Below are 20165 nucleotides of genomic sequence, written 5' to 3' on the forward strand. Positions count from 1 at the left end.
GCGACGGAGAGAGGCACCGTCGCGGCGGTGGCGAGGACGCTAGGCACCGACCAGGCAAAAGTCAATGACCTAACTTTTTGATTGTTGCGATTTTCCGCGCTAGGTTCGTTGAGTCGGCGTTGTCAGAGCCACGGGAGGAACGAAACCTTGGCGATCACCTATGACGTGCTGAAAAGCGTCACGTCCCAGATGTACGCGCGGTCGCTGCGGGCGGTGCCCGCCGACGCGAAGAAGGCCCTGGCGGGCGCCCGGACCCGGGAGACGAACCCCGTCGCGCGCAACACCCTGGACCTGATGGTGGCCAACGCTACCGCGGCCGAGGAACGCGGGCACTTCCTCTGCAGTGACTCCGGAGTGCCGACGTACCAGATCCGGGTCGGGACCCAGGCGAGGTTCGACGGCGACGTCAAGCGGGCGATCCGCGACGGGTTCGCCGAGCTCGTGGCCGCCTCCGACCCGCCGCTCCTCAAACACGTCACCAACCCGCTGACCAACGAGCGCGGTCACGCCGGCAAGGACATGCCCATCGTGACCTTCGACCTGGTCGACGGCGCCGACGACGTAGAGATCATCTGCTCGCCCAAGGCGCTCGGCTCCGGACGGTGGGCCGCACGGGAGATCTTCACGTTCCCCTCGATCGCCGAGATCGAGGAGTACATCATGAAGGTCGTCCTCACGGCCGGCTCCCAGGCATGTCCGCCCGTGGTCGTGGGCGTCGGCATCGGCGGCACCTTCGACTACGCCACCAAGCTGGCCAAGGAGTCAGTGGTGCGGCCGATAGGCCAGAGCCATCCCGAACCGCTCATCGCCGACATGGAAGAACGCCTGCTCGAAGCGGTGAACAAGACCGGCTTCGGCCCGATGGGCACTGGAGGCGCCACCACCGCCATGGCCGTGCACGTCGACTACGCCTCCGGGCACGGGTTCACACCTGTCGCCGTGTGCTTCAACTGCTGGATCGATCGCCGCACGCGGGTACGGATCAGCAACGACGGCACCGTCACCGAGACGGAGTGAGGACCATGGCCGAGATACGGGACATCGAGCTGCCCGCCGACGAGCACTTGGTCCGGGAGCTGCGCGCCGGCGACCTGGTCCGGTTGACCGGGGAGATCGTCATCTCCGCGGGACTGCCGGCCTACCGGCGCCTGCTGAGCGAGCTGCACCAGGGTATCGCGCCGCCCCTCGGCCTGCGGGGCCGCGCGCTGTTCCACGTGGGCAGCCTGGGCGAAGAGGCCGGCGGCGAGTACAGGCTCCGCTACCTCAACCCCACCACGAGCACGCGGTTCAACGCCGAGATGCCGGAACTCATCCGCGGACTCGGCATCCGCTTCGCCGGCGGCAAGGGCGGTCTCGGCGACGAGTCGGTGGCGGCCATGCGCGACACCGGTTGCGTCTACCTCTCCTTCCTCGGCGGCGGCTGCACGCTGCTCTCGGACGCCATCAGACGCGTCACAGCGGTGCACTGGACCGAGATGGTGGAGCACTACCGCCTCGTGCGGGTCGAGGTCGAACGGCTGGGGCCGCTAACGGTCGGGATCGACACGCACGGCGCGAGCATCTACCGGGACCTCAGAGACGACGCCCAGGCCAGGCTTCCGGACATTCTCAGCGGGCTCGCCGAGGCGCGGGAGATCCGATGAACTGTATCCAGAAGCTGACGCAGTCTGCACGGCGCCTGTCTTTTCCGGGACGTCGTCAGCCGGCAGAGTCGAGGACGAAGCGCAGGGCCTCACGGATCGTCTTCGGGTCGTGGGCTCCCGCCACGGACGCGAGGACGGTCAGCGCCGTGCGTGCAAGATGCTCGGCGACCAGCCGGGAGGCCTGCCGGCCGTCCCGCGCCTGCGCCGCCCCCAGGATCTCCTGGTGGCCGGTCCGTCCCATCGAGATGAGGGCCAGCCGGTAGCCGGGCTCGTGGTGGTAGATGCGCAGATAGCGCACCGAGTGGTCCCACATCGACTCCGCGTGTGTCCGCAGCCGGTCCTCCGTGCGGGACAGGAGCAGGAAGTGGAACCGGCAGTGATGGTCCGTGGCCCTTTCCTCATCGCCGTCCGACGCCGCCGTCTCCATGGCCGTCAGCGCCACTTCCAACTCGCTGACGTCCTCCGCGGTGAGCTGCGGCACCGACAGCAGTACCGCCAGCGGTTCGACGGCCAGCCGCATCGCGTACAAGGCCTCCAGGTCCGGGATGGACAGCGGAGCGACCCGGATCCTGCGGTTGAAGTCCAGTTGCACCAGCCCTTCGGTCTGCAGCCGCCGCAGCGCCTCGCGCAGCGGCGTCCGGCTGACGCGCAGGTCCGCCGCCAGCCGCACCTGGGAGATCCATGTTCCGGGCCTCAGCTCGCCCCGGAGGATCGCGTCGCGCACGTGCTCGTACGCGAGGGTCATGGTGTCGCCGGCCAGGTCATGCGGGCGTTCACCGGAAGAAGGAGCGGGAGTCGTGGACACAGAACCCACATTAGCGGACCCGATCTTCCCTCCAGACGGTGAGAAGACTTCCAAAAACTGTATCCAGTTTACTTGGATCGTAAGTTCCTTCTGTGTAGAGTCCAGTCACATGACAGCATCTGCAGACAATCCAACGACCGTGCACGGCGTCCGCCTGGAGATTCACGGTCAGGTGGCTGAAGTAGTACTCGACCGTGCTCCGGTCAATGCGGTGACCGTCGGGATGTACGAGACGCTCATCACCGTCTTCCGCGAGCTGTCGACCCGGACCGACGTACACGCGGTCATCCTCCGGTCCGCTGTGCGGATCTTCAGCGCCGGGGCCGACATCAAGCAACCGGTGGAGGCGGTCTCTCCCTCCGAGAGCGCGGCCGAGTTCCGGCAGCGGATGGCGCGGACCGCCTACGAGGCCATCCTCGACTGCACACTCCCCACCATCGCCGTGATCAACGGAGCCGCGGTCGGTGCCGGGGCGGTCCTCGGCGCCTGCTGCGACATCCGCTACGCCGCCGACGACGCGCGGATCGGACTGCCCGAGATCAACGCCGGCCGCTGTGGCGGCGGCGCCCACCTGATGCGGCTGCTGCCCCAGGGGCAGGTCCGGCTCATGTACCTCACCGGCGACCCCGTGGACGCGGCCGAGGCATACCGCACCGGACTGGTCCAGCACGTCGCCGCGCCCGACGCGATCCTTACTGAGGCCCGGGAGCTGGCCGCCCGGATCGCCGCGAAGAGCCCGCTCGGCCTCCGGCTGGCCAAGCAGGCCCTCAACGAGGCCGAGAACCTGCCTGTCCGGCCGGGGTACGCCGCCGAGCAGGTCTACACGCTGCGGCTCGGTGCTCACCCGGATGCCGCAGAGGCGGCGAAGGCCGTCCTGGACAAGCGCGAGGCGGTCTGGTCCTGGCCCGGCGTCGCGGAGGGCTGAGCAGAGCCAGTCGAGCCGAGCACATGCCACCCCTCAGGAAGAGTTCCCCGTGAGTGAGTACCTCCGCACGACCGGCACCCCGCGAGCCGCGGCAGGCGTCTGCCAAGTACCCCGGGCCGCCACCGTCCCCTGCCCGGAGACGGTGCGAGTCCCGTGAACACCGTGACCATCGACGAACGTGACGACCGGACCGTCGTCACGCTGAACCGGCCAGATGCCCGCAACGCCATCAACGCGGCGATGATCGCTGAACTCCACGAAGTGTGCACGCAACTGGAGGCACGCCCGAAGCCCCTGCTGCTGACCGGTTCCGGCGGGGTCTTCGCTGCCGGTGCCGACATCGCCGAACTGGCCGGGCGAGGCCGGGAGGATGCCCTGCAGGGCATCAACAGCCGCCTCTTCGACCGCCTGGCCCGGCTTCAGCAGCCCACCGTCGCCGCTGTCGACGGCTACGCGCTGGGCGGTGGCGCGGAGCTCGCCTTCGCCTGCGACATACGCATCGCTTCACACACGGCCCTCTTCGGCAACCCCGAGCCGGGCCTTGGCATCATCGCCGCCGCCGGGGCCTGCTGGCGACTGGCCGATCTCGTCGGTACCTCCGTCGCCAAACAAGTCCTGCTCGGCGGGATACGCCTGGACGCGGAGCGCGCCCACCGCCTGGGCCTGGTCGCCGACGTGGTGCCGGCCGCTGACCTGCACACGCGGGCCCACGGGCTGCTGGACCGCATGACGCGCTCGTCCGCTGCCGCCCTGCGACTCACGAAGCTCGTCGTGGACTCCCCGGGCGGACACCCCTACATGGACGACCTCGCGCAGGCGGTGTTGTTCGAGACGGACGACAAGCGTGACCGGATGGCCCGGTTCCTGACCAAGGAGACCCGATGACAGCGGTACCCCACCGGATCGGAGTGATCGGCGGCGGCCGGATGGGGGGAGGAATCGCCCAGGTCTTCGCCGCCGCAGGCGCGCACGTGACCGTGGTCGAGAGCTCGCCACAGGCCGCCGACACCGCCCGCGCACGCATCGCGGACAGCCTCGAACGGGCCGTCCAGCGGGGCAAGTCGAATGCCGATCCCGCCGACGTGCTCAGCAGGCTCGACCTGGTGCCCGACGTGTCCGAGCTGCCCGAGGAAGCCGATCTCGTGGTGGAAGCGGTACCGGAGATCACGGCCCTGAAGGCCGACGTGCTCACCGCCGTCGAGCAGGTGGTCTCCGCACGGACCGTCCTCGCCACCAACACCAGTTCGCTGTCGGTGAGCGAACTGTCGGCCGCCCTTCAACACCCCGAACGCTTCCTGGGCATGCACTTCTTCAATCCCGTTCCCGCCTCCAAGATGGTCGAGGTGGTCACCTCACCGGCCACCTCGGACACCGTCCGCGACCAGGTGCTCGGGTATGTGGGAGCGCTCGGGAAGAAGGACGTGCTCGTACGCGACTCGCCCGGGTTCGCCACCAGCCGCCTCGGTGTCCTGCTCGGTCTGGAAGCGATCCGCATGCTGGAAGAGGGCGTCGCCGACGCCGACGCCATCGACACCGCCATGGAACTGGGCTACGGCCATCCCATGGGACCGCTGCGCTCCACCGATCTCGTCGGCCTCGATGTGCGTCTGGCCATCGCCGACCACCTGCATCGCACCCTCGGAGACCGGTTCGCCCCACCGCAACTGCTACGTGACAAGGTCACCGCGGGACAACTGGGCCGCAAGACCGGACAGGGCTTCCACGCCTGGCCTCGGTGACCAGCTACGTACTCGGAGTACGGATCGGCATCGGCCGCGACGCGCGCCACCGCTACCGCTACCGCTACCGCTACCGCTACCCGCGGCGATCACCCACGTGGTTGTCCATCTCCGCCGACCCGAAAGACCCGCCCCGACGAACTACAGCGAAGGCCGGAGCCGGGCTCACCGGCCCGGCGCAGGCCACGGCCGACGAAGCGGCACGGCACGGGGCCCGGTCAACGCCGACCGGCGGCCCAAGGATGTACCGCTCGGCCGGACAGGCACGGTCAAAGACGCCGCCGACGCCGTGCTCTTCCTTCGCCAGTGACCCCTCGCACATCACGGGCACGGCAACTGAGGTCACCGGCGGAGGACCTCGCAGACCCGCCCGCGAACGAAAGAACGATCGATGACATATCTCTACGCTGCGGCTCGCACACCGTTCGGACGGTTCAACGGGGCGCTGGCCGGCGTACGCCCCGACGACCTCGCCGCACACGCGATCGCCGCGGTACTCGACAAGGCGCCGGAACTCGACAGGGCCCGAATCGACGAGGTCGTATGGGGCAACGCCAACGGCGCGGGCGAGGAAAACCGCAATGTGGGCCGGATGGCCGGGCTGCTGGCCGGACTCCCCGTAAGCGTGCCCGGCACGACGGTCAATCGACTGTGCGGATCCGGCCTCGACGCGGCGATGGTCGCCAGCCGGCAAATCGAGACCGGCGACGCCGAAATCGTACTGGCCGGCGGAGTCGAATCGATGACGCGCGCACCGTGGGTGCTGCCCAAGTCCGACCGGCCGTACCCGGCGGGCGATGTCACCGCGGTCTCGACGACCCTGGGCTGGCGGCTCGTCAACGACCGGATGCCCGCCGAGTGGACCGTCAGCCTGGGTGAGGCGAACGAGCAACTGGGAGAGAAGCTCGGCATCTCCCGCGCACGGCAGGACGAGTTCGCCTCACGCTCCCACGAACTGGCGCACCAGGCGTGGGAATCCGGCTTCTACGACGACCTGGTCAGTCCCGTGCCCGGCACCGGCCTCACCCGGGATGAGAACATCCGCTCAACCACCACCGCCGAGGTGCTGGGAGGCCTGCGACCCGTGTTCCGTACGGACGGCACCATCACCGCGGGCAACGCCAGCCCACTCAACGACGGCGCCTCCGCGCTGCTCCTCGGCTCAGACCGGGCCGCTCTCGCCATAGGGCTGGACCCGGTCGCACGGATCGCCGGCCGCGGCACGTCGGCCCTGGAGCCGCAGATGTTCGGCTACGCCCCCGTAGAGGCCGCCAACCGAGCCCTCGCACGCGCAGGTATCAGCTGGAAGCAGGTCGGCGCCATCGAGCTCAACGAAGCCTTCGCCGTCCAGTCGCTCGCCTGCATCGACGCGTGGCGGGTCGACCCCTCGATCGTCAACGTCCACGGCGGCGCGATCGCCATCGGCCACCCCCTCGGCGCGTCCGGGGGTCGCATCCTCGGCACCCTGGCCAAGGCCCTGCGGGAACGAGGCGAACGCTACGGTGTCGCCGCACTCTGCATCGGCGTGGGCCAGGGCCTCGCAGTTGTCCTGGAGAACACCGAGACCGTCGCTACGCCCGCCCCACACGCCGACTCATACTGCAACGGTGCTCGCTGACGCGGGCTTGGTACTGGCGTCGTCGTCGCCAGCGGGACCAGTGCAGGATGTGGCTGACCGGGGCGGGGCGGCGGTCGGCGAGGCGGGTGATCAGGCGTCGTATCTCGGCGAGGCTGAGGTGGATGAGCTGGGAGGATCCGTTTTCTGCTTTCTCCGCATCCAGCTCTCGGGCCCTCACGACGGTCAGGCAGACGTGGGCGGCCATGGCCAAGGTCATGTGGCGGTGCCAGCCGGGATAGCGGCGGACCTGGTAGTCGTCCAGGCCGCACTCCTGCTTCGCGGTCTGGAAGCATTCCTCGACGGTGTGAGGCTCGAATCATCACCGCTCCTGGTCAAGCGGCATATCGGTACTCGTTAATCACGCTGCCGAGGATGCGAGTGCGCAGGATTCTGCGGCTGGCCGGCTCCAGGACCGGAGGTGGTTGTCCGTGAGCTTGGGGAGCTGGTTGGCGTCGGGCCCGGTGGGGGCGGTGCGCGTTGTAGTGCCTCTGATACGTGGCCAAGGACCTGACGCGCGTGGGCTTCGCCGAGGATGAGCATGTGGTCCAGGACTTCTCGGCGGAGGGTGCCGATCATTCGTTCGCAGTGGGCGTTGGCCTTTGGTGCCCGGATCGGCGTCTTGCTGATCTCGATGTTCTCGGCCTGGAACACGGCGTCAAAGGCGTCGGTGTACTTGCTGTCGCGGTCCCGGATGAGGAAGCGCAGCGAGTCCATGCGTATGCCCAGGTCGGTGGCGAGGTTGCGGGCCTGCTGGGTGGCCCGGGCCGCGGTCGGGTGTGCGGTGACGCCGGCGATGTGCAGGCGCCGGGTGCGGTGCTCGAGGAAGATCAGAGCGTAGAGACGTTGCAGGCTGATGGTGTCGATGTGGAGGAAGTCGCAGGCGATCAAGCTGGTGGCCTGCGCGGAGAGAAACTCGCGCCAGGTTGGGCCGGTGCGGCGTGGTGCGGGGTCGATTCCTGCGGTGTGGAGGATCTGCCAGACAGTGGAGGCGGCGATCGGGTGTCCGAGCCGGGCCAGTTCGCCCTGAATCCGGCGATGGCCCCATCGGCTGTTCTCACGGGCAAGGCGCAGCACGAGGTTCTTGATGGCGGCCTGCGTACGCGGCCGTCCGGGACCGCGGCGGCGTCGGGAGTAGTCCCATCGGCGGGCGACGAGTCTGCGGTGCCAGGCCAGCAGCGTGCTCGGTGTGACCGGGAAGACGTTGGCCCAGCGGCGGCGGGGGATCAGCGAGGACAGGGCTGCGAACCAGAGACGGTCCGCCGGCTCGTACCGTACCCGCCCCTGCATCTGGCGTCGTAGTACAGCGTTTTCGTGCCGGAGGACGAGAAGCTCAGCTTCCTTCGAGGTGTCCCGCTGTAGGAGCACTGCTGGGACGGAGAGAAAACGTCGAGTCATCCGGTAGAGAAGCGACACGACCATCCAACCAGGATCGCAGTGCTACGCGGAGGCCGTGGCGTTTTGACCAGCAGCGATGAATATCCGAGCCCCACAGGGAAGATAGCCCGGCTCCCGTGTCACAGCGCGACCACCCCCGCCACGGCCGCCGCCGCCACGACCAGCACACCCACGACGTTGACGGTCATGTCCCGCTTCCAGGACCGGCGTTCGGCCTCGACGTCCAGGACGAAGACTGCGGGGTCGTCGGGGGCGTAGTGGATCGTGACGTTCAGGCCCCGCGATCCGGCGGGGTCCGTCAGTCCGGACTCGCAGTAGGCCGTGACGGCCCTGCCGTCGAGGGTGGTGAAGGTGACGACCGGTACCAGGTGGGTGGAGGTGCTCCCGTCGTTGGAGTCGACGGTGACGCTCTTGAGCACGGCGACGACACGGCCGGGTACGGCGGCCATGGCGGCCAGCGCGTCGATACGGCGGTTCCTGTCGCGGACGTTCCCGGGCAGGTGGTACGCGCCGGACACGGCCCATGGTCCGCAGAAGCCGAGCAGAGCCCACGGCCAGCCCCAGTCGATCGCGGCGGCGACGACCAGACCGGCGTAGACGAGGAAGAGCGCGAAGGTCGGCCAGCCGAGTCCGCGCCCGCCTTCGGAAAGGTGGTTGGCGAACCGGAAGGCGTGGGGCCTGCCGCGCGGGTAGTGGACCCCGATCTCCCGGCCCATCCATGCCACGCTGATCCTCTCACCCCGCTCATCGTCGTTGGTGACGGTGAACTCCTGCCCGGTGGCCGGGTCCTGGAAGGAGACGACCACGGCTATCCCGTCCTTCGGGGAGCTTCCGTGCCGGGGCTCCCCCACCCGCTCGATCCGCCCCTTCGCCCAGACCGTCCGCTGCGCCCGGGTCATCCCGGCCAGCGACCTCCCGTACCCGACCAGCGCCACCGCGCCGAACACGCCACACCACAGCACCAGATATCCGTGCCAGCCCATCCGTCTCTCCTCCTGCCACTTCGGGGACGGCCACCGAGCACACCCCTTGCCGTCCGGAACAGTGCGATCCCAGGGCACCTCACCGTGCGGGCGCGCGCCGCACCACCTTGCCCTGTCCATCCGCCTCCAGTGACGCCGTGCTCTCGGCCCCGGTCACAACGACCCTGATGACGAGAGAGCCGGTGAGACGGTCAGCGGTGATCTGCCAGGTCTGCGGGGAGCGAACGCCGAGGGTGGTCGTGGCCTCCTCGACCAGGGCGGGGAAACCGCCGTAGGGCAGCGCACGGGGGTCGAATCCCGGAGTCTGCGTGCCGGCGGGCGAGAACACGACCGACAGCAGGCGCTCCTGCACGACGACAGTGAGCGCCTGGCGTGTGTCCCGTGTGTCCCCACCCTTGGTGAGCGAGCCGAGGGCCCGGTCCAACTCGCCCTTGTCGAGAAACGACTGGCCCGGGCCCAGGGCGACTGTTCCGGACGCCGACGACACAATCGTGGTCGACGACGTGGAGGAAACGGACGGCCGTGCGGCCGAAGGCGACTTCGCGGTGTCGTCCCGGTCAAAGAGGTCCGCGCGGAAAGCCAGGAGCACGGCGGCCACGCCGAGCAACAGGCCCAGGAGCACGACGAAGCCGAAGGCACAGCCTTGCGGGGGCGCGGCCACTGTGGCCGCCCCCGGCACCGAATCGAGTTGGGCCGAGGCCGCCCGGTCCTCCCACTCCGGCGTCGGCCGCTTGACGATGCGCACCCGCCATGGCCGGTCCGGCGGGTACTGGACCACCACGACACCGCGCGGCCGGTAGTCGGCCAGGTCCACGAGGTTGATGTCCTGCGTGATTTCCACCCGGTACGCCGGCCCGTCGTCCGGTACGACGGTGAGCTCGAACCGCACCGGTACCTCGCTGGTCTCGCCCTCGACGGCTTCCCGGCTCTCGATCATCGCGAGCGCCGTACGGGGCACGACCGCCGCCTCCCGGGCACGCCTCGGCATACCGGCGAGGGACCACAGCAGTCCGTAGACCACGGGCAACACCAACCCCGTTACGAACAGCGGTGCGTTCTCGACAATCCCGCCCACGACGAGCGCGGCAAGCGACGTCCCGACCACGCCACCGGTCAGGAAACCCCGGGCGAGCGCGACGGGCAGGTTGTGCGTGGGCGGAGGCGCACCCGTGGTGATCGTCATACGAGCGATTGTGCTGGGCTCAGCTGACGGCCGGTAGACCTCAGTATGATCCGCCGGCAGGTCACGGTGGGATCGCCTCGATCGCTTCGTTGAGGTGGTGCAGCACGGCGCCGAGTTCGCCCGGTTCCGGAGTGGCCAGTGTGCCTGCCGAAGCGCTCGCGGACGATACGGGCTGGTGGCGAAGCGCGGATGTTTTATCGGCACCCGCAGGTCAGGAGGAGACAAGAGCTGTGGCCGCTGCCGTTGCGCTGGCGCCGGTGGCTGCGCTATGTGGCGGCCTGTTCCGCCGCCTGCGGAGCAGCAGAAGCGGGGCACCGTTCATGCGACGGCGCGGGACAGCGTCCGCCGCGTGAGGTCGCGCTTCTCGATTCGGACCGGGCGGGTGATGCCGAGGGCCGCGCCGATTTTCCACGCCGGCTGGCGTGGGCTGCTGAGGCGGCGGGCGTAGCGGTGGCCCAGAGCGGCGTAAGCCTTGGCGTAGGCCGTATCGCACCGCACCGTGCTCGGGAAGCCGCCCGCGGCCAGAGCCTTGCCCCCTTTCTGGAGACCCTCTGCGGCCAGCCCAGCAGTCGCTTGGCACACTTTTTCCGATGGCGAGGGCACCTGCCGACTGTCTCGCTACGGCGCTACAGAGCCTGCTAGGGCGCTCACGCTCTGGGAGTGCCCCGTCTGCCGGCGGACGCCAAGGGGCTTTGCCTCGCCTTGACCCGGCAGACACCTTGCGGCCACAACGCCCGAGCGTCGGCCGCCTGCGGAAACACGTCGGCCAAGGTCATCAGCCGACAGCTCCCCTCCTGTCGCATGGGGGGCACGGCACCGTGCTCCCACCCCGAAAGGGGGTCGAGGGCCGACAAGGGGTCCTTATGCTTCTCGATGCCGAGAGCATCCATAACGGCGGGGTGACCTTGGTGGCCTGTGGTTGACAACGGCACACAGGGGCGCGGTACTGCGCTGTAGGTCTACCGGATCGGGTGACGGACGAATCGGGCACCGTTGACACGTCTGCGAGTTGGGAGCACGAGGGCTCCCAGAGGGCTCCCCATTGCTCCCAGCCGGGAAACGGTCAAGGCCGCTTCCGCTACCCGCGGAAACGGCCTTCGACCTGCGAAAACGCTGGTCTGGAGACAGGATTTGAACCTGCGACCCCTTGACCCCCAGAGCGAAGGGAGCCCCGTCGGGGCAGGGTGACCAAATGGGTCCCCTGCCCCGACGGAGCTCGGCTGGCCGGGCGGCGGGTTACCGGCGCCCGGCAGAGACCGGTGCCGTGTGCGACGCTCCCCTGCTCAGCCGAAGTTCACGTCGCTGCACCACATGTAGGCCTGGTCGAGGTGCGAGGCCTGCCAGATCACGAACAGGATGTGGTGTCCGGTGTAGCCGGAGGTGCTGACGTTGAACGTGTAGTCCGTCGCCGGGCCGAAGCGGCCGGTCTGCGTGATGAAGTCGAGGTTGCCCCAGCCCAGGGTCTGGGTCTTGGGGTCGAAGCCCTGCTTGCTCACGTAGGCCGTGAAGTAGTCGGCACCGTGGGACGCCTGGTCGTGCACGTGGACCGAGAAGTTGTTGCCGACGGTGGTCGTCTTCCACTGCCCGGGCTTGTTCAGACTGGCGTTCCTCGAGAGGTTGTTGCTGCAGAGCGTCCCGTTGGGGGTCTGCGACTGGAACTGGCCACCGAGGCCGTCGCGGAGCGCGCTCATCCAGTTCCACATGGTGTCGGGGTTGGCCTGGAAGGCCTGCCAACACATGGGGTCTTCGGTCTGCATGGCCGGGTTCATGTGGTCGTTACCCCACCTTTCCCAGCAGTGGTACGCGCGGGAGGCGGGGCCGACGACGGAGCCGTGAGCCTGGGCGGGGGCCGACCAGGTCAGTGCGCCGACAACCACGGCGAACAGCATGGCGAGCGCCTGGAGAGGCCGGCGGAGGGCCGACCGGGAACGCCCGGTTAATGGGCTCTGTTTGCGCATGTGGGGGGGAACTCCTTCCAGTTGAAAGGCACCATGGGAGCGCTCCCAACGTACGACTTCCGAGTGAAATGTCAAGGAAACAAACGGAGTTGATTACAGAGGTGGGCGGCGATCAGGGAATCTGCCGTGAGCCGGGAGTCACGGGAGGCTTCGGCGACTTCGGTGGCACGACAGTCAGAACCCTTCCCGAAACCGGAAAGCGAGGGTGCGGCCTGCCTGCGTTCCGCGTAATTCGGAGCTCAGAGAGCCACGACACTGCGGGTGCCGATGAATCATCCACGCAGGTTGGGAGCCTGATCACGGATCTTCGATTCTCCTCGACGTTCACCCCCGGGGTCTTCACCTGCGCAGGGCCCCGGCGGCATCATGGTCTGTCGTGCTGCTGCGTCTGGCCTACCTCGCCGCGACTGGCGTTCATCGGCCTCGCCCCGTATCGAGGAGCTCAGGCTCCTCGATACGGGGCAAACCGCTGTGTTGTTCAGCGGCAGGACGTCACGATCTTGAAGTTGGTGACGGTGCCGAAGGGGACGGTCAGGAGCTCGTGCCGGCCAGGCATCCGGAGGCGGATGCGGCCGCCATCGGCCGAGCGTAGCGTCCCGCAGCTGGACTTTCCCTGATGGTTGACTCTTACATAGGCGGTCTTGCCGCCTGAGGGAGGCGGCGCCCACCAGGTCGTCACAACGCCGCCGATCAGCAGAGCGAGCGCGGCGGCGACGACGCCCTGTGCGATGCGTAGGCGCCGCGCGGCTTGGTTGGCCACGGCCACCTGGTAGGCGGCCACGGAGTTATAGCGGCGGTGAATGTCGTGCAGAGTGACGGCGCCAGGACGCGTGCCCGCTTGGGCTGCGAGCGTCAGCCACAGCCCGATCACCGCGGTCAACAGCCCCCCGCCGATGAGCACGGTGACCGCGACAAGCCAGGGAGCAGGAAGGCCGGCCGCCGTATCGCGTCCTTTGATGATGACCCCGGTGGTTACCAGCGTGAGGAACGCCGTGAGCCCGTTCCGCCATGCCTCGGCGCTGGCGCGGACCGACGTGGTCGACGCTGCCGTCAGCGCGGCAAAAGCGTCCCGCTCGGCGATGTCCGAAGCGGAGGGGGCACGCGCGGGCCTCCGGGGACGGTAGGCGCTCATTACGAGTCCCCATCGCCAGTGTTTGCTTCCAGCTCCACACGGAAGCTGACACCGCAGCCGGTCCTGCCCTCGGGGGCCGCACCGTGTGCCATACCGCAGCCACAGGTTACATCTATGGTCACCACGGCCGGGCCAGATATCCCCGGAACCGCCGTGCTGCGGTGTACGCCAACCATCAGGTCGGTCACCGCGGTGTGTACCTGCCGGTCGTCCAGCACTCCGTTACAACGCGGACATATACCTTGGACCCGCGTGCTGAGCACGCCGTCGACCACTTGGACATCAGCGTTCAGCAGACCCTGTTCCAGCAGGGAGTAGGCACGGTCGGTCCAGTGGAATGCGGAACGTTCTTCCCAGGGCTCGTCTTGGTGTACCGGATGCTGTATCGACACGATCTTGCTCTCCAGCCTCCGTCCGCCATAGAGGGCGCAGCCGCCACGCCGATAGAATAGAGAAATCTCGTAACCATAGGAACCATAGGAAGTCCATGGAGCCCATGCGTGCGCAAGACGGACTGGTCACGGCACTCCGCGCACGGATGGCCCGGTTCAAGGAAACTGGCGACGCGTCGGTGCTGTTTGAGGATACGGCCCATGCCGAGGCGGACACTCTCCACGCCTGCCTGACCCGAGCGGATGCGTCCAGCGGTGGCGTGCCCCACCTGCCTGCTCTGGACACATTGGTGGAGTTTCTCCTCGTCCGATACACCGCCACACCCGGCAGTTACGGATTTGCCTATCTCGGCAACGCGCTACACCTCATGCGATGGAGGGCACAGGTGCGGCCAGAGGGCGTGCCACCTCAGTTCTATGCGGAGCTGGAGAGTACGGCCGAGAAGGCGGAACGAGCGGCCGCCGAGGGCAAACGGCTGCTGGAGGAGTACACCCGCTCCGGAGACAGTGCCCCCTTGGACGAGGCGATCGACCACTGCCGTTGCGCAGCTGGGCTATCGATCGCCACCGCCGCTGAAGACGGCCTGACACAGCGGCTCAGCGACCTGTCCGTTGCCCTGGGTTTACGGTTTCGGCGCACCGGGAGCATGCCGGATCTGGAAGAGGCCATCGCAGCGCGACGCCAGTCCGTCGAGCTGTGCGGTCCGGACCATCCCGCGCGGATCCGGCGTCTGTCGATACTGGTCGAGCTCCTTCTGCTGTGGTGCAGGTCCGGCGCGCGGCCCTGGGATGTCGATGAGACCGTGCGGTTGGCACGGGAGGTCGTCGCAGCCACCGACTGTGGCGACTCCTATCGAGCCCTCCGGCTCAGTCGGCTGGCGCAGGCGCTGTACTACCGCTTCCAAGACACCGAGCAACTCGGGGATCTGGACGAAGCCATTGAGGTCGGAAGGCGTGCCGCTGAGGCTCTCGCCCCTGACGACCGGGGAGCATACCTCCTATCGCTCGGGATGTGGTTGCAGGTCCGCCATGACCGGACGGGCATCGCCGACCTCAAGGGCCATTTACAGCTGATGCGCCGTAGGCTGGCCGATGCTTCGCGCGAGCAGCGTCCCCAACGCCTGTCGCAACTCGGCACCGCGCTCTACCACCTGTACGAGTACAACGGTGAGGTCGCCCATCTGCAGGAGGCCATTGAAGCCGAGGAGCAGGCCTTGGCCCTGACTGCCGAAGGCGACGACCAGCGCGGTGACCGCTTGACCAACCTGTCTGTCTCCTACCGGCTCCGCTACGAGCGTCTGAGGTCCGTCGCCGACTTGGACGCTGCTATCCAGCTGGGCACGGAGGCACTCTCCGCTCCGTTGAACGACAGCGCCTTGGCGGCGGCCAGTCTCTCAACCGCGTTTCAACTCCGCTATCGGCACACGCTCAACCAAGCCGACCTCGATCGCGGAGTGCACTTGGGCAGGAAGGCGGTCGACAAGTCAGAGGACGGCTCGCCTCATCGATCCGCCGCTTTGACAACCTATGCCAATGCCTTGAGCTGGCGTCTGGCGGAGTCGGTCGGCCAGAGGCAAGAAGTGGATGTCGACGAGGCGGTCCGACTGACCCGTGAGGCCGTCGCGACGCTCCCTGTGCACGATCCCGACCGCGGCCTGCATCTGATGCAGTACAGCAGCTGGCTGCGCTACCGGTATACGCGCTGGGGCGATCCCCGCGACCTGTCGGAAGCCGTGGAAGTCGCCGAAGAGGCCGTCGCCGTCACCCCCAACGGGCACCGCTACCGGCAGACACTGATGCATACCCTGGCCATCGTTCTCAGCACGGAGGTCGAGCGTCCTGACGGGGCAGAAAGGGCCGTCGACCTGGATCGGGCCGTGATGGTGGCCCGGGAGGCGGTGGCAGTCAACGGACTGGAAGACACATCGATCGTCACGGCCCGCATCACGCTGGGCACCGTACTGAAGCAGCGGTATCGGGCCCGGGATGATGCGACCGACCTGCGGGAGGCGGTTCACTGGTGGCGGCAAGCGGCGGAATCGACCGTCGGCACGTTGCCGGACCGCATGTCCGCGTGCACCGCGTGGGGGGAGGCAGCGGTCGAACTCGGCGACCTCAAGCTCGCGGTGGGAGCATACACCCTGGCGATGGAGCTCCTTCCCCAGCTGACCTGGCACGGGCTAAGCAGACCAGCGCGGGAAAGGCAGATGGCCGATTGGTCAGGTCTGGCGTCGGACGCAGCAGCGTGCCTGGTCATGGTGGGGCAGCCGGAGCGCGCCATCGAAATCCTAGAGCAGGGAAGGTCGGTCGTCTGGAATCAGATTCTGCACACACGCACCGACCTGTCGCTGCTTGCTGAGCGGGCCCCGGCGCAGGCCCAACGCCTGTCCCGTATCCGCGACACCCTGGACGCCCGCCCATTCGACACGATGCTTCCGATAACCGTCCTGTCACAAGATGCCTTGCTCGCACCCTCCATGTGGGAACGGCTCGTGGAGGAGCGGGCTGCGCTGCTCCACGAGTGGGACGAAGCGGTTGCCGAGGTGCGTCGGCTGGAGGGCTTCGCACACTTCCTGCGGCCAGTGCCTTTCGCCGAGCTGGCCAGAGCGGCGGCGGAGGGACCGGTGGTCCTGATCAACGTCAGCCGGTTCGGGTCACATGCCCTTGTAGTCGGTCGCAATGGCCCGGCCGTCGAGGCCATCGAGCTACCGGAAGCAGCATGGAAGGCAGTCTCACAGCGAGCGGAGACGTTCTCCAACATAGTGGCCGCAGGTGGGCAGCCACACCGCTCGTTCCTCGAACGGGAACGCCACCGGCATGCTGTCCACGACATACTCGACTGGCTATGGAATCACGTGGCCGAGCCGGTGCTGGACTTCCTCGGCATCTGGCCGGGTGAGGATCCGATGCCCCGGGTCTGGTGGTGTCCCACAGGTCCGCTGGCGTTGCTGCCGCTACACGCCGCAGGGCACCATCCACGCCACCAAGGAGCGCAGTCGCCCGCAGACCGTTCTATGCCCGACCGGGTCGTTTCCTCGTATACTCCGACGCTCGCGGCACTGTGCCGGGCCCGGGGCCGGAAAGGCCCCGCCGGTCCCGCCGGGCGCCTGACCGTGGGTATGCCGGAGACCCCAGGTCACTCTCCGTTGCCCGGTGTCGAGCGAGAGATCACCGCTCTCGACGCGTGCTTTTCGAACTCTCAGGCGCCACACAGGTCGCTCATCGGCCCACAGGCAACCAGAGAAGCCGTGAAGCAGGCACTCACGGACAGCCCGTGGGTGCACCTCGCGTGTCATGCCGTTCAGGAGCCCATGAATCCGGCTAGCAGCGGATTTGCTCTGTACGATGGATTGCTGACGGTCGCAGAGCTGAGTGGGATGCACCTGCCGCAGGGAGAACTGGCCTACTTGTCAGCTTGCCGCACCGCCACGCCGGGTGTGCGGGCCCTGGACGAGGCCGTACACCCTGCAGCAGCCGTCCAGGTAATCGGGTATCGGCACGTCGTCGCCACGATGTGGAACATCGGCGACAGCTCCGCGCCGGACGTCGCCGCTGCCACCTATGCCGCGCTCCTTGTGGACGGCCGGACTGACGCCGCCCATACGGCCCGCGCCCTTCATGACGCGGTGGCCGCTCAGCGCCGTGGGGACCCTACGGACCCTCTGCGCTGGGCGGCCTATGCGCATTACGGGCCGTGACTCTTCCCTTGCCGGAAGTCTCATCCTGTGGGGCTCGGTTATTCATCGTTGCTGGTCAAACACCCCTGAAGGGTGTCAATATTCCGATCAGGCTGCTGAGCTGGGCTTTCCCTGCGGGTGATGAGGCAACCGGGGTGACGTGGTGCGGTACTCGTTGAGCAGACCGCCGAGTACCTGGCGGCGCCTGACCATGGCAGCCGGAAGAGGAATGACGTTCGGGTCGTCGTCAGGGGCACGCAGACCGAGGCTGCGGTGAGCCCGCCCCGAGTTGTCATGCTCGGCGTACTGGTTGAGGACAGTACGCAGGTGCCGTTCACCGGTGATCAGGAGTCGATAGAGACACTTGAGGAAGACGGTCTCCACGTGCATGAAATCGCAGGCGAGCAGCGTGTGGGCCTGGGAGCACAGGAAGGAGCGCCAGGTCTGCTGGGAGGCTCGCTGCGGTGCGGGCGGTAGGCCAGAACGGCGCAGGACGCGCCGGACCGTAGCGCCGGCAACCCGATGACCGAGCCGGCGCAGCTCGCCTTGGATCCTGACGTACCCCCAAGGTCGGGTTCTCTCTTGCCAGGCGCTGGATGAGCGCAACTGTCTCTTCGGGCAATGGTGGCCGACCGGGTCCGACCGCCGTCTGGCGCCACTTCCAACGCACCAGACGACGGTGCCAGGTCAGCAGCGTGCCTGGAGTGACCAGCCGATGGCGGCGTAATGCGGGTGGCAGGTGCCGTGCGAGGGCGGAGAGCACGGCACGATCAGCCCACGAGAGCCGCGGGCGCTCGATCTGCCGGCGCAGCACAGCGACCTCATGGCGGAGCACGAGGATCTCAGCGTTGTTCGCGGCGGTCGACCGACCCAGCAAGAGCAAGCAGCCCAGGAGCCGGCAGAAGATCAGGTAGAGCAGTCGCAGACCCACTATCACTGCTCATGCCCACACGCAGACGACCGCAAAACCCCAGGTCAACCACCGTATGGCAATAAAGACACCCTTCAGGCCTGCCAGCTCGCACAAGCCCATCAGACGCTCGGTGCGAGCGCCCGCGGGCACCTGGTCGACCAGGCCAGCGCCGAACCAGTAGTCGGCGGAGCAGGGGAAGGCGTAGCCGAATCCCGCGGGTGTCCCGCCCGCGTACGCGACGACCAGGGTGAAGCCGGCGTATTTGAGATGGCCGGTGAGCTGGCGGTGGAGGGCTGCCACGGACAGGCCGGTGGTGCGGACGAGTCAACCACGGGCACGCGATGGCTCTCACCGGTCCACGCCTCCCATCACCGGGTCGATGCCGGCCACGGCGACGATGACGTCCGCGACCTGCCCGCCCTCGCACATCGCGGCCATCGTCTGCAGGTTGGTGAAGCTCGGGTCGCGGAAGTGCACCCGGTAGGGGCGCGTGCCGCCGTCGGAGACTACGTGCACGCCCAGCTCGCCCCTGGGGGACTCGACCGCCGTGTAGGTCTGCCCCGGCGGGACGCGGAAGCCCTCCGTCACCAGCTTGAAGTGGTAGATCAGCGCCTCCATGGACTCGCCCATGATCTTGCGAATGTGGTCCAGCGAGTTGCCGAGCCCGTCCGCGCCGAGCGCCAGCTGGGCCGGCCACGCGATCTTCTTGTCCGCGACCATGACCTCGCCGCCGCCGCCCGTGAGCTGTTCCAGGCACTGCTCGACGATCCGCAGCGACTGCTCCATCTCGTGCAGCCGGATCAGGAACCGCCCGTAGGAGTCGCAGGTGTCGGCGGTCTCGACCTCGAAGTCGTAGCCCTCGTAGCCACAGTACGGCTGCGACTTGCGCAGGTCGTGCGGCAGGCCGGTGGCCCGCAGGATCGGGCCGGTCGCGCCCAGCGCCATGCAGCCCGCCAGGTTCAGATAGCCGACGTCCATCAGCCGGGCCTTGAAGACCGGGTTGTTGGTGGCGAGCTTGTCGTACTCGGGCAGCCGCGAGCGCAGCAGCCTCACGCCCTCACGGATATCGTCCAGCGCGCGGGGCGGCAGGTCCTGCGCCAGCCCGCCGGGCCGCACGTAGCCGTGGTTCATGCGCAGGCCGGTGACCAGCTCGAAGATGTCGAGGATGACCTCTCGGTCACGGAAGCCGTAGACCATCAGCGTGGTGGAGCCGATCTCCATCCCGCCTGCGGCCACGGCGACCAGATGGGAGGAGATCCGGTTGAGCTCCATCATCATCACGCGGATGACGCTCGCCCGCTCCGGGATGTGGTCGGTGATGCCCAGCAGCTTCTCCACCGCCAGGCAGTAGGCCGTCTCGTTGAACAGCGGCATCAGGTAGTCCATGCGGGTCACGAACGTCGTGCCCTGGACCCAGTTGCGGAACTCCATGTTCTTCTCGATGCCGGTGTGCAGGTAGCCGATGCCGCAGCGGGCCTCCTTCACCGTCTCGCCGTCGATCTCCAGGATCAGCCGCAGCACACCGTGCGTGGACGGGTGCTGCGGACCCATGTTGACGATGATCCGCTCGTCGTCCGCCTTCTCCGCCGCGGAGAAGATCTCGTCCCAGTCGCCGCCGGTGATCGTGTAGGTGTGACCCTCGGTGGTGTCGCGGGCGCCTGCCGGTTCATGCTCGGGGCTGCTCATCGGCTGTAGAACCTCCGGTGTGGTCGCCGATCGCGTCCGCGTGTGCGGGCTGCGCGCGACCAGACACATCATCCAGAATTGCGCATCTTCGGCAGGAATGCCCACCCGTCCTGGAC

At 67.9% G+C, this 20165-nt stretch carries 14 protein-coding genes and 4 pseudogenes; 7 read left to right on the forward strand and 11 right to left on the reverse strand.

Features of this window, described 5'->3' with window-relative positions; all coding sequences use genetic code 11:
- The first annotated feature begins 147 nt into the window (after positions 1–147).
- Both AS97_RS10570 and AS97_RS10575 read left to right on the forward strand, forming a co-directional pair.
- On the forward strand, positions 148–1017 hold the full coding sequence (locus tag AS97_RS10570; RefSeq protein ID WP_210564777.1) for a fumarate hydratase: 870 nt from the start codon (positions 148–150) through the stop codon (positions 1015–1017).
- Positions 1018–1022: 5 nt separating this feature from the next.
- The gene (locus AS97_RS10575; protein ID WP_086706577.1) at positions 1023–1643 is read left to right on the forward strand and encodes a fumarate hydratase C-terminal domain-containing protein; all 621 of its coding nucleotides are present in this window, start codon (positions 1023–1025) and stop codon (positions 1641–1643) included.
- Positions 1644–1698: 55 nt separating this feature from the next.
- Here the strand turns inward: AS97_RS10575 and AS97_RS10580 are convergent, their stop codons facing one another.
- Positions 1699–2448, reverse strand: a complete 750-nt coding sequence (locus AS97_RS10580; RefSeq protein ID WP_210564778.1) for a GntR family transcriptional regulator — start codon at positions 2446–2448, stop codon at positions 1699–1701.
- A gap of 172 nt (positions 2449–2620) precedes the next feature.
- Between AS97_RS10580 and AS97_RS10585 the strand changes: the two genes are divergently transcribed.
- The 4 genes from AS97_RS10585 to AS97_RS10600 all read left to right on the forward strand — a co-directional run bounded on the left by AS97_RS10585 (position 2621) and on the right by AS97_RS10600 (position 6730).
- On the forward strand, positions 2621–3373 hold the full coding sequence (locus AS97_RS10585) for an enoyl-CoA hydratase-related protein (protein ID WP_201724422.1): 753 nt from the start codon (positions 2621–2623) through the stop codon (positions 3371–3373).
- 153 nt (positions 3374–3526) lie between these two features.
- Entirely contained in the window at positions 3527–4258 is a 732-nt protein-coding gene (locus AS97_RS10590; RefSeq protein ID WP_247204316.1) for an enoyl-CoA hydratase/isomerase family protein, read from the forward strand.
- Positions 4255–5112 carry a 3-hydroxyacyl-CoA dehydrogenase family protein gene (locus tag AS97_RS10595; protein ID WP_210564779.1) on the forward strand — a complete coding sequence of 286 codons (858 nt, stop codon included), beginning with the start codon at positions 4255–4257 and terminating at the stop codon, positions 5110–5112. Before AS97_RS10590 ends, AS97_RS10595 begins: the two co-directional genes overlap by 4 nt.
- Positions 5113–5503: 391 nt before the next feature.
- Positions 5504–6730: a thiolase family protein gene (locus tag AS97_RS10600; protein WP_210564780.1), complete on the forward strand. Its 1227-nt coding sequence runs from the start codon at positions 5504–5506 to the stop codon at positions 6728–6730.
- 90 nt (positions 6731–6820) lie between these two features.
- On the opposite strand, the pseudogene AS97_RS10605 reads toward AS97_RS10600, so the two are convergent.
- The 7 genes and pseudogenes from AS97_RS10605 to AS97_RS10630 all read right to left on the reverse strand — a co-directional run.
- Positions 6821–7031: pseudogene (locus AS97_RS10605) on the reverse strand (IS701 family transposase); the annotation flags it as partial.
- A 31-nt stretch (positions 7032–7062) separates the two neighbouring features.
- A pseudogene (locus tag AS97_RS10610) lies at positions 7063–8149 on the reverse strand (integrase core domain-containing protein).
- 95 nt (positions 8150–8244) lie between these two features.
- Positions 8245–9108, reverse strand: a complete 864-nt coding sequence (locus AS97_RS10615) for a DUF3592 domain-containing protein (RefSeq protein ID WP_210564781.1) — start codon at positions 9106–9108, stop codon at positions 8245–8247.
- 79 nt (positions 9109–9187) lie between these two features.
- Positions 9188–10291: a hypothetical protein gene (locus tag AS97_RS10620; RefSeq protein WP_086706582.1), complete on the reverse strand. Its 1104-nt coding sequence runs from the start codon at positions 10289–10291 to the stop codon at positions 9188–9190.
- Between the two features lie 321 nt (positions 10292–10612).
- Positions 10613–10813 (reverse strand): annotated as a pseudogene (locus AS97_RS47195) (DNA helicase); the annotation flags it as partial.
- Positions 10814–11574: 761 nt separating this feature from the next.
- The gene (locus tag AS97_RS10625) at positions 11575–12180 is read right to left on the reverse strand and encodes a lytic polysaccharide monooxygenase (protein WP_037952771.1); all 606 of its coding nucleotides are present in this window, start codon (positions 12178–12180) and stop codon (positions 11575–11577) included.
- A 547-nt stretch (positions 12181–12727) separates the two neighbouring features.
- On the reverse strand, positions 12728–13381 hold the full coding sequence (locus AS97_RS10630) for a hypothetical protein (RefSeq protein ID WP_059148666.1): 654 nt from the start codon (positions 13379–13381) through the stop codon (positions 12728–12730).
- 496 nt (positions 13382–13877) lie between these two features.
- Here AS97_RS10630 and AS97_RS10635 point away from each other — a divergent pair, with 496 nt between their 5' ends.
- Positions 13878–17471, forward strand: a complete 3594-nt coding sequence (locus AS97_RS10635) for a CHAT domain-containing tetratricopeptide repeat protein (protein ID WP_210564782.1) — start codon at positions 13878–13880, stop codon at positions 17469–17471.
- Between the two features lie 87 nt (positions 17472–17558).
- Here the strand turns inward: AS97_RS10635 and AS97_RS10640 are convergent.
- From AS97_RS10640 to AS97_RS10650, 3 genes and pseudogenes are all read right to left on the reverse strand, one after another.
- A pseudogene (locus tag AS97_RS10640) lies at positions 17559–18381 on the reverse strand (IS3 family transposase).
- Between the two features lie 9 nt (positions 18382–18390).
- Positions 18391–18663, reverse strand: coding sequence for a hypothetical protein (locus AS97_RS10645; protein ID WP_247204317.1), 273 nt, complete (start codon positions 18661–18663; stop codon positions 18391–18393).
- 48 nt (positions 18664–18711) lie between these two features.
- On the reverse strand, positions 18712–20049 hold the full coding sequence (locus tag AS97_RS10650) for an NADH-quinone oxidoreductase subunit D (RefSeq protein WP_059148663.1): 1338 nt from the start codon (positions 20047–20049) through the stop codon (positions 18712–18714).
- Between the last annotated feature and the right edge of the window lie 116 nt (positions 20050–20165).

Source organism: Streptomyces sp. AgN23 (genome assembly GCF_001598115.1).
Taxonomy (GTDB): Bacteria; Actinomycetota; Actinomycetes; order Streptomycetales; family Streptomycetaceae; genus Streptomyces; species Streptomyces antimycoticus.